Here is a 10,008-nt window from a genome sequence, read left to right on the forward strand (position 1 = left end):
CTCAGGCCCCCATGTCCAGGTCGCCGACGGCCTTCGCGCGGATGCGCGTCGCGTTGCCGGGCAGATAGGGGATCGGGACCTCGTCGAAGTCGATGATCGCGACGGTGGACGGCTTCGCGCCGGCCGCGATCGCCTTGTCGACGGCCTCGGCGCGGACGGCCGCGATGGTCTCGTCGCGAGCGCCGGGGGCGATCGCGTAGACCTTATCGATCTCGCCGCCGACCTGGGCGATCGAGGCGCCGATCGCGTTCGCGACCGCGTAGTTCTCCGGGCGGTGCACGGGGCCGAACGGCTCCAGCACGTCCGGCAGCAGAATGGATCCGCCGCCGACCGCCACGACCGCGATGGGATCGGGGGAGGTACGCATGCGGTCGACCGCTTCCGCGACCCGCTCGGCGATGCGGGCGAGCACGCGTGCCACGAATGCCGGGTCGAGGTGCGCGACCTTCTCCGGGTCGCCGACCTGGGCGCGCCCTGCCGCGACCGCGATGTCGGTCGCGGTGAGCGTCGAGCCGCCGAAGACGAGCGCCTCGGTGCCGAGCCGGTAGCCGACCGAGGAGGGGCCGACCTCCGCCGTCTCGGTGTCGACGATGCTGCCGCCGCCGATCCCGAGCGAGTGCACGTCGGGCATCCGGAAGTTGGTGCGGATACCGGCGACCTTGACCTCGTTCGCGGTCTCGCGGGGAAACCCGTTCACGAGCAGGCCGATGTCCGCGGTGGTGCCGCCCACGTCGATCACGGCGCAGTCCTGCAGGCCGCTCGTGGCCGCGGCTCCGCGCATCGAGTTCGTGGGGCCCGAGGCGAAGGTCGCCACGGGATAGCGGCGCACGTACTCGTCGTCCATGAGCGTGCCGTCGTTCTGGCTGAGGAAGATCGGCGCCTCGATGCCGTGGGCGCGGACGGCGGCCGTGAGGCCGTCGACGATCTCCGAGGCGAGCTCGCGCAGGGCGGCGTTGATGATCGTGGCGTTCWCCCGCTCGAGGATGCCGATCCGGCCGATCTCGTGCGAGAGCGAGATCGCGACCTCCGCGCCGAGGACCTCGCCGATGATCTCCGCGGCGCGCACTTCGAGGTCGTGGTTGACCGGGCTGAACACGGCGGAGATCGCGACCGAACGGATCCCGTGGGCCTTCATGTCCTCGGCGATCCCGCGCAGCTCGTCAGGATCGAGCGGCGAGATCGGACGGCCGTCGAACTCGTAGCCGCCGTGCGCGAGATAGCTGCGCGCCTGGGCGGCCTCGATCAGCTCGGCGGGCCAGTCCACGAGCGGAGGCAGTGCGCGGGTCGCAGGCAGGCCGAGCCGCAGGGCCGCGGTGGGCGCGAGGCGGCTGGCCTGCACGAGCGCGTTGATGAAGTGCGTCGTGYCGATCATGACGGCCTCGATGTCGGAGCCCTCGAACGGGTGGTGCGCGCGCAGATCCTCGATCGCGTGCACGATCCCGTCGGTCACGTCGGGGGTGGTCGAGTGCTTCACCCCGGCGAGGGTCCTGGCGCCGTCCATGAGGACGGCATCCGTGTTGGTGCCGCCGACGTCGATGCCGATGTGCATGGTTCTCGCTTTCTCGGAGGTTCTGGGACGAATGGTCCCGTCGCGGGGCGTCGGAAGGCGCCGCACCCCGCGACGGAGTCTGGGGATCAGGCGGCCGCGGCCTCGGCGGGATCGGCCTGACGGGTGGGGACGGCGCCGACGCCGCGGACGAGGCCCAGCTTGCCCGCCGCGATGTACAGGGCCATCGAGAGGAACAGGCTGATGAGCGAGGGGATCCCCCAGGTCACGAAGTAGCCGACGAGGGAGGAGACCAGCCAGACGACGATCGTGGCCGGCACGATCCGTGGGGCGGAGGCGGGCAGCACCCCCTCCTCGCGGCTGGCGTCGAGCTCGCCGCGCCAGCGGCGGACGATGAAGTACTCGGCGACCATGATGCCCGCGATCGGCGGGAACGCCACGCTCAGCACGATGAGGAACTGGGTGAACTGCCCGAGGATCCCCGCGGCGGCGAGGACGGATCCGACGATGCCGAGGACGATGGTCGTCGTCACGCGGTGCAGGTTCTTGCCGAACGTCGTGGAGACGAAGTTCACCAGGCCGAGAGCCGAGGAGTAGAGGTTCCAGTCGTTGATCTTGAGCGTTCCCGTGATGACGATGATGAGGCCGACCAGCCCCACCGAGCTCGTGACGATCGCGACGATGTCGCCCGACCGCGCGGCGTGGGCCAGGAGCACGCCCGCCAGTCCGATGACGAACTCGCCGAGTGTGACGCCCACGACGGTCTGCTTGATCACGTCGGCGCGGGAGCGGTTGAAGCGCGTCATGTCGCCCGTGATGATGGCGCCCACGATGAGGCCGCCCGCGACGATGCCGGTTCCCGCCCAGACACTGATGTGCGGACCCGGCGCGGGGCTCGTGAGCAGCGTGCCGAGGTCGTGGCGGCTGAGTTCCGAGATCACGGACCAGCCCACGAGCACGAGGAACAGGGGCACGGTGATGTTCGCGAGCCACTGCATGCCGAGGAAGCCGAAGGCGACGATCGCGGTGACGGCGAGGCCGAACAGCAGGCTCCACAGCCAGGTCGGCAGCACACCGGGCATGAGCGCGTCGAGCGATTGCGCGGAGATCGCGGACTGGATGCCGAACCACCCGATGAGGCTGATGCCGATCGCAAGGCCCACCAGCGCGGCGCCGATCTCGCCGAAGCCGGTCCAGCGGGCGAGGAGAGCCGTGTTCAGTCCCTCGCGCTGACCGATGAAGCCGACGATGCACATGATGACTTCGAGGATGACGGATCCGAGCAGAAACGCGAGAGCCGCGTCGCCGAAGGTCATCCCGTAGCCGAGCGTGGCGCCGAGCAGGAACTGCGACAGTGCGGAGACCTGGCCGAAGCGCTGCACGGCGATGCCGAACCAGGGCTTTCGCGCGTCGGGAGTCACGCGGGAGAGGGCGAAGTCGTCGTGCGGCGCGATACGGGCCATGGTGGTTCCCTTCGGGCGGGGAGGATGATTCCGCTCACGCTAGTGACGCGCCGCCGCGGCCACCATGTGCGATCTGCACTGATCTCACGATGTCTTCGACAGTATGCACAATCGATCCCGCGCGCATCGTAGGTCTCGCGGGCCCGATGGAGCTCGGCGCAGGCTCGAGCCAGTTGTCTGGAATCCCAGACAGGACGTCGTCCTCCGCCCTGTCCGAGCGGCAGGCGAGGGTGTGGAATCGTCTCATGCCCCACACTTCCCCCGTCACCATCGGTGCGGCGCCGCTGCGCCCCGAGGATGTCGTCGCCGTCGCACGCCACCACGTCACCGTCGCGATCGACGACGGCGCTCTCGACCGCGTCGCGGCCGCGCGCGGCGTGATCGACGGCCTGGCCGCCGACCCGAACCCGCACTACGGCGTCTCCACCGGCTTCGGCGCTCTCGCCACCACGTTCATCGCCCCTGAGCGCCGCCGCCAGCTGCAGCAGAGCCTGATCCGCTCCCACGCCGCCGGCACCGGCGCCGAGGTCGAGACCGAGGTCGTCCGTGCGCTGCAGCTGCTGCGCCTGCAGACTCTCGCCTCCGGTCACACGGGCGTGCGCCCGCAGGTCGTCGAGACCTACGCCGCCATGCTGAACGCCGGCATCACTCCGATCGTCCGCGAGTACGGCTCGCTGGGCTGCTCCGGCGACCTCGCCCCGCTCGCGCACATCGCGCTGGCCTCGATGGGTGAGGGCGATGTGCGCAATGCCGCAGGCGACCTCGTCCCCGCCGCCGATGCGCTCGCCATGGCGGGCATCGCCCCGCTCGAGCTCGTGGAGAAGGAGGGCCTCGCCCTCATCAACGGCACCGACGGCATGCTCGGCATGCTCGTGCTCGCCCTGCACGACCTCGAGGACCTGCTCATCACCGCCGACATCGCCGCGGCCATGTCGATCGAGTCGCAGCTCGGCACCGACGCGGTGTTCGCGGCCGATCTCATGGCGCTGCGTCCGCAGATCGGCCAGGCCGTCTCCGCCTCGCACCTGCGGGCGTTCCTCGGATCCTCCCCGATGGTCGCGAGCCACAAGGGCCCTGATGACGGACGTGTGCAGGACGCCTACTCGCTGCGCTGCTCGCCGCAGGTGCACGGCACCGCCCGCGACACCGCCTCCTACGCCACCACGATCGCCGAGCGCGAGCTCGCGAGCGTCGTGGACAACCCCGTCGTGACGAGTGACGGCCGCATCGAGTCGAACGGCAACTTCCACGGCGCCCCCGTGGCCGCCGTGCTCGACTTCCTCGCGATCTCGGTCGCCGACGTGGCCTCGGTCGCCGAGCGTCGCACCGACCGCGCCCTCGACCCCGCCCGCAGCCACGGCCTGCCGCCGTTCCTCGCGGACGAGGTGGGCGTCGACTCGGGGCTGATGATCGCGCAGTACGCCGCGGCCGGCATCGTCTCCGAGCTCAAGCGCCTCGCGGTGCCCGCGTCGGTCGACTCCATCCCGTCCTCCGCGATGCAGGAGGACCACGTCTCGATGGGCTGGGCCGCGGCCCGTAAGCTCCGCCGCGCGATCGACGGCCTCGGCCGCGTCCTCGCGATCGAGATCCTCACCGGCGCCCGCGCACTCGACCTGCGCGCGCCCCTCGAGGCCGGCCCCGCCACCGGCGCGGTCCGCGACCTCGTCCGCACCGTGGCCGGAGGCCCCGGTCCGGACCGATTCCTCAGCCCTGACATGGAGGCCGTCGCTGCACTCGTGCAGTCCGGCCGTATCGCTGCGATTGCGAAGGAGCACGCGAATGACTGACACCACCACCACGGTCCCTGAGCCGGTCGAAGGGCCGACCCTGTCGGACCCGACCCGCCGGATCCGCGCGATCCGCGGCAACGAGCGCACGGCGAAGAGCTGGGGCGCCGAGGCCGCCAAGCGCATGCTCATGAACAACCTCGATGCCGAGGTCGCCGAGCATCCAGAGGACCTCGTGGTCTACGGCGGCACCGGCCGCGCCGCGCGCAGCTGGGAGGCGTACGACGCGATCGTGCGCACCCTCGACGAGCTCGAGCCCGATGAGACGCTGCTGGTGCAGTCCGGCAAGCCGGTCGGCGTGTTCCGCACGCACGAATGGGCGCCGCGCGTGCTCATCGCCAACTCCAACCTCGTGGGCGACTGGGCCACCTGGCCCGAGTTCCGCAAGCTCGAGCAGCTCGGCCTGATGATGTACGGCCAGATGACGGCGGGATCCTGGATCTACATCGGATCCCAGGGCATCCTACAAGGCACCTACGAGACGTTCGCCGCGGTCGCCCGCTCGCTCGGCAAGGACTCGCTCAAGGGCACCCTGTCGCTCACCGGCGGTGCCGGGGGCATGGGCGGCGCGCAGCCGCTCGCGGTCACGCTGAACGACGGCGCCTGCCTCATCGTGGACGTCGACGAGTCGCGTCTCGCGCGCCGGGTCGACCACGGTTACCTGGACGTCTACTACACCGACCTCGACGAGGCGATCGCCCGTGCCGTCGCCGCGAAGGAGGCGGGCGAGGCCCTGTCCGTCGGTATCGTCGGCAACGCGGCCGAGGTCTTCCCCGAGCTGTTCCGCCGCCGCGTCCCGATCGACATCGTCACTGACCAGACCAGTGCGCACGACCCGCTCGCGTACCTGCCGATCGGCATCTCGGTGGCGGACTGGAAGGCCGAGGCCGAGCGCGACCCCGAGGAGTTCACGCGTCGCGCCCGCGAGTCGATGGCGGCGCACGTCGCCGCGATGGTCGCGTTCCAGGACGCGGGGGCCGCGGTGTTCGACTACGGCAACTCGATCCGGGCCGAGGCGGTCCTGGGCGGCTTCGACCGCGCGTTCGAGTTCCCGGGCTTCGTGCCGGCGTACATCCGCCCGCAGTTCGAAGAGGGCCGCGGCCCGTTCCGCTGGGCCGCGCTCTCGGGCGACCCCGAGGACATCTACAAGACCGACCGCGCCATCGCGGAGCTCTTCCCGGAGGACGCCGCCCTGCACCGCTGGCTGGAGAAGGCCGGCGAGAAGGTCCACTTCGAGGGCCTGCCCGCCCGCATCTGCTGGCTGGGCTACAAGGAGCGCCACCTCGCGGGACTGAAGTTCAACGAGATGGTCGCCTCCGGCGAGCTCGCGGCTCCCATCGTGATCGGCCGCGACCACCTCGACTCCGGCTCGGTCGCCAGCCCGTACCGCGAGACCGAGTCCATGAAGGACGGATCCGACGCGATCGCCGACTGGCCGCTGCTCAACGCGCTGCTCAACACGGCCTCCGGCGCGAGCTGGGTGTCGCTGCACCACGGCGGCGGCGTCGGCATCGGCCGCTCCATCCACGCCGGTCAGGTGACCGTGGCGGACGGATCCGCTCTGGCCGCGGAGAAGCTCGAGCGCGTGCTCACGAACGACCCTGGCACCGGCGTCATGCGTCACGTCGACGCGGGCTACGACCACGCCAAGGACATCGCCCGCGAGCGCGGTCTCAAGGTCCCGATGGGGCTCTGAGCCGAGCTCGGACACAGACGGCGTCCCGCTCTGCGCACCTCGTCGGGGGATGGGGGAGCGCAGGGCGGGACGCGACCAACCGGGGCGGCACCCCCGTGTCCCACTTTTGGCACCTCCATGTCCCACTTCTGGCTCCTCAGGGGCCGGTATCTGGGCCGAAAGTGGGACATGATCGACCAGACGCGGCACGAACGGCCGGGAGGATGAATCACATGCGGATCCTGATCACCAACATCGGCGAGCTCACGACGAACGTCGCGGCGGGCGATGACCTCTGCGGCACACTGCACGACGCCGCCGTGCTCATCGACGGCGACAGGATCGCGTGGGTCGGCGCAGCCGCCGACGCACCTGACGCCGAGGAGACCATCGACGCCGAGGGCCGCGCGGTCATCCCGGGCTTCGTGGACAGCCACAGCCACCTCGTCTTCGGCGGCGACCGCGCCGCGGAGTTCGAGGCGCGGATGCAGGGGCAGAAGTATGCCGCGGGCGGCATCCGCTCCACGGTCGCCGCGACCAGGGCCGCGACCGACGATGAGCTGCGGATCCGTCTGCGCGGATTCCTCGACGAGATGCTCGCGCAGGGCACCACGACCGTCGAGATCAAGAGCGGCTACGGCCTCGACGTCGCGACCGAGGAGCGCTTGGTGCGTCTCGCCGCGGAGGTCACTCCAGAGGTCACCTTCCTCGGGGCGCACGTGGTGCCTGCGGAGTACGCCGACCGCGGCGACGACTACGTCGAGCTCGTGACAGGGGCGATGCTCGACGCCTGCGCCCCGCACGCCAAGTGGATCGACGTGTTCTGCGAGACCGGCGCCTTCACCGTGTCCCAGTCGCGCCGCGTGCTCGAGGCCGGCATCGCCCGCGGGCTGCGGCCGCGCGTGCACGCGAGCCAGCTCGGCCCCGGCGAGGGCGTGCAGCTGGCCGTCGACCTCGGCGCCGCCTCGATCGACCACGGCACCTACCTGACCGATGACGACGTGTCGGCGCTCGCCGGATCCGAGACCGTTCTCACGCTGCTGCCCGGCGTCGAGTTCTCCACCCGGCAGCCCTATCCCGATGCCCGCCGGCTCATCGACGCCGGCGTGACCGTCGCGATCGCGTGCGACACGAATCCCGGTTCGAGCTTCACCTCGTCCATGCCGTTCTGCATCGCGGTCGCCGTGCGCGACATGCGCATGACGGTCGCGGAGGCGATCCACGCGGCGACGGCCGGGGGAGCGGCGGCCCTGCGCCGCACCGACATCGGCCGCATCGCTCCCGGCATGCGCGCCGACGTGGTGCTGCTGAAGAGCCCGAGCCGCGTGCATCTCGCCTATCGCCCGGGCGTGCCGCTCGTCGATGCCGTCTGGAAGGACGGCGCGCGCGCGGTCTGACTCGCGGGGTCCGCCGCCTGTTCGCGAGTGGCAGCAACATCGTCACGGGGTGTGCGGATCGTCGCACCTGGCCCCCACCCGGCCGCGGCTCCGCCCGCCGCCCGGATCGGACGCAGGAGCTCCTAGGCCAGCGCGTGGGCGCAGACCACGGCAGCCGCCGCCGACCAGGCCTGCGGGCGGCACGACGCCGGATACGGCACCGGGGCGCCGCCGGGGGTGCGGGTGTCGCCGGCGTGCAGCTCCGGCATCCGGTAGTCGAAACCCTCGGCGGCTTCTACGAGCTGACGGGCGACCGCGGCCGCCTCATCGCGCAGCCCCGCACGGAGCATGCCGTGCACGGCCACCGCGGTGTCGTGCGCCCAGACGCTGCCGCCGTGGTAGCTGAGCGGCCAGAAGCCCGCCGCCCCGGACGACATCGTGCGGATCCCGAAACCGCTCGACATCGAGTCGCCGAGCAGCAGAGCCGCGCATGCGCGCTCCTCCTCCGGATCCAGCAGCCCGGTTCCGATCAGGTGGCCGATGTTGCTCGTGAGGGTGTCGACCGCCGCGCCCTGCGCGTCCAGTGCGATCGCCGGATAACGCCCCTCGGGCGTGGTCACCCAATACGCGGCACGGAAGCGGGCGCGCAGGTCCGCGGCCCAGACGCGCAGGGCGTCGCCGCCGTCCTCGCCCAGGGCGTCGAGCAGATMCGCGCCCCGCACCGCGGCCTCGTAGGCATAGGCCTGCACTTCGCTGAGCGCGATCGGGCCGTCGGCGAGCCGGCCGTTGCGCCACTGGATCGAGTCGCCGGAGTCCTTCCAGCCCTGGTTCGTGAGGCCGTGCCCTGTCTCGTCGACGTAGTCGATGAATCCGGATCCGCTGGCATCGCCGTGATCGGTCATCCAGCCGAGTGCCGCTCGCAGGCTCGGCAGCAGCTCGCGCACCTCGCCTTCCGGCATTCCCGCCTCTCGGGCGTCGGCGAGCAGGCAGACCCAGAGCGGCGTGGCGTCGACCGTGCCGTAGTACAGCGGAGGCAGGTGCACGCCCTCGTTCGGAAGGGACAGTGCGCCGCTGCGCAGCTCGTGCGGGATCTTTCCCGGGGCCTCGGCGGTGGCCGGATCCTTCTTGGTGCCCTGCAGACGTGCGAGCACCCGCAGGGTCGAGGCGGCGATCACCGGATCCTGGGACAGGGCGAGGCGCGCCGCCCAGATCGAGTCGCGGCCGAAGAGCGTGAAGAACCAGGGAGCGCCGGCGGCGTAGAACGCGTCGTCCGGATGCGCCGGCAGTGCGAGGCGCAGGGCAGCGAGATCGCCCGCGGCGCGGTCGAGCCAGCGGCGCAGGCGAGGATCGCTCGTCACGGGAACGGTGGTCCGGCCCTCCTCGGCGGGCGCCGCCACCACGAGGCTGGAGTCCTCGAGCGTCAGCGCGAAGGAGAACTCCGCCGTGCCGCGCGGCGCGAGCACGGTCGTCCACCGGATCGCGATCGCCGGCCCGTCGACGGCGATCGCGGCGCCCGGCGCCGTCAGCGCGAACGATGCGGCACCCGAGGAGGCGCGCTCGCCATCCCATCCCCAGGCCCCGTCGTCGACGAGGCCCGCCTTGACGCGCTGCAACGGCGCGAAATCGGGCACGAGCGTCGCCGTCACCGTGACGGGAACGGGCACCTCTCGGTGCGAGGAGACAACGATCCGCTCCTTGACCTGGCCGGCGTGCACCGTGCGGGCGCGGTCGAGCCGCACCTTCGGGTCGGGCTGGTCGTCGTCGATGCCGCGCAGGACCGCCGCGAACATCGCCTGCTGGGGCTCGGGGGAGGAGCAGGCGATCGGCTCGACCGCCRTGCCCTCGACCGCCACGGTCAGCGCGCGGACGTGCCGCACGTCACCGTGGTAGATCCCGTGGATCGGTGCGGCCCCCATGCCTCCGGTCTCGTCCGACCAGACCTGGGTCGGGGCCTGAAGGACGATGACGGCGTCGTTCAGGAGGGGCTGCAGCGGGGTGTCGGTCATGGGGCTCCTTCGTGAGGGGCGGGCGCTCCGGTGCCGGGTCGGCACGATGCACGGGCAGGTCGGGGGGTGCGGGTTCGGTATCAGCGGGCGCGGGCGGGCGGACCCTCCTCTGCGCCGTTCGGGGAGGCCGCCGGAGCGCCCGCGCCCGCCGCGGCGCGGGCGCGCATGAAGTCCGCGCCCGCGCCGCCGTGGTC

At 71.6% G+C, this 10,008-nt stretch carries 6 protein-coding genes; 3 read left to right on the plus strand and 3 right to left on the minus strand.

What is annotated here, in order from left to right; translation table 11 throughout:
* Nucleotide 1: 1 nt before the first annotated feature.
* The gene (locus AC1DG4_RS04945) at nt 2-1,549 is read right to left on the minus strand and encodes a hydantoinase/oxoprolinase N-terminal domain-containing protein (RefSeq protein ID WP_477421105.1); all 1,548 of its coding nucleotides are present in this window, start codon (nt 1,547-1,549) and stop codon (nt 2-4) included.
* Between the two features lie 86 nt (nt 1,550-1,635).
* Nucleotides 1,636-2,970 (minus strand): purine-cytosine permease family protein, encoded by a 1,335-nt coding sequence (locus AC1DG4_RS04950; RefSeq protein WP_477376673.1) that lies wholly within the window; start codon nt 2,968-2,970, stop codon nt 1,636-1,638.
* A gap of 245 nt (nt 2,971-3,215) precedes the next feature.
* Between AC1DG4_RS04950 and hutH the strand changes: the two genes are divergently transcribed.
* The 3 genes from hutH to hutI all read left to right on the plus strand — a co-directional run bounded on the left by hutH (nt 3,216) and on the right by hutI (nt 7,829).
* Nucleotides 3,216-4,757 carry a histidine ammonia-lyase gene (gene hutH / locus AC1DG4_RS04955; RefSeq protein WP_477376675.1) on the plus strand — a complete coding sequence of 514 codons (1,542 nt, stop codon included), beginning with the start codon at nt 3,216-3,218 and terminating at the stop codon, nt 4,755-4,757.
* Complete coding sequence (gene hutU, locus AC1DG4_RS04960; protein WP_477376677.1) at nt 4,750-6,453, plus strand: urocanate hydratase; 1,704 nt, start codon at nt 4,750-4,752, stop codon at nt 6,451-6,453. Before hutH ends, hutU begins: the two co-directional genes overlap by 8 nt.
* 212 nt (nt 6,454-6,665) lie before the next feature.
* Nucleotides 6,666-7,829: an imidazolonepropionase gene (hutI, locus tag AC1DG4_RS04965; protein ID WP_477376679.1), complete on the plus strand. Its 1,164-nt coding sequence runs from the start codon at nt 6,666-6,668 to the stop codon at nt 7,827-7,829.
* Nucleotides 7,830-7,951: 122 nt separating this feature from the next.
* Here the strand turns inward: hutI and AC1DG4_RS04970 are convergent, their stop codons facing one another.
* Nucleotides 7,952-9,814 carry a glycogen debranching N-terminal domain-containing protein gene (locus tag AC1DG4_RS04970; protein WP_477421106.1) on the minus strand — a complete coding sequence of 621 codons (1,863 nt, stop codon included), beginning with the start codon at nt 9,812-9,814 and terminating at the stop codon, nt 7,952-7,954.
* Between the last annotated feature and the right edge of the window lie 194 nt (nt 9,815-10,008).

Source organism: Microbacterium sp. 05N427, assembly GCF_056397105.1.

What these genes read in the sequence shown, in the direction of transcription:
- AC1DG4_RS04950 (WP_477376673.1), bottom strand. Translation starts at nt 2,970, where the DNA reads ATGGCCCGTATCGCGCCGCACGACGACTTCGCCCTCTCCCGCGTGACT.
- hutH (WP_477376675.1), top strand. Translation starts at nt 3,216, where the DNA reads ATGCCCCACACTTCCCCCGTCACCATCGGTGCGGCGCCGCTGCGCCCC.
- hutU (WP_477376677.1), top strand. Translation starts at nt 4,750, where the DNA reads ATGACTGACACCACCACCACGGTCCCTGAGCCGGTCGAAGGGCCGACC.
- hutI (WP_477376679.1), top strand. Translation starts at nt 6,666, where the DNA reads ATGCGGATCCTGATCACCAACATCGGCGAGCTCACGACGAACGTCGCG.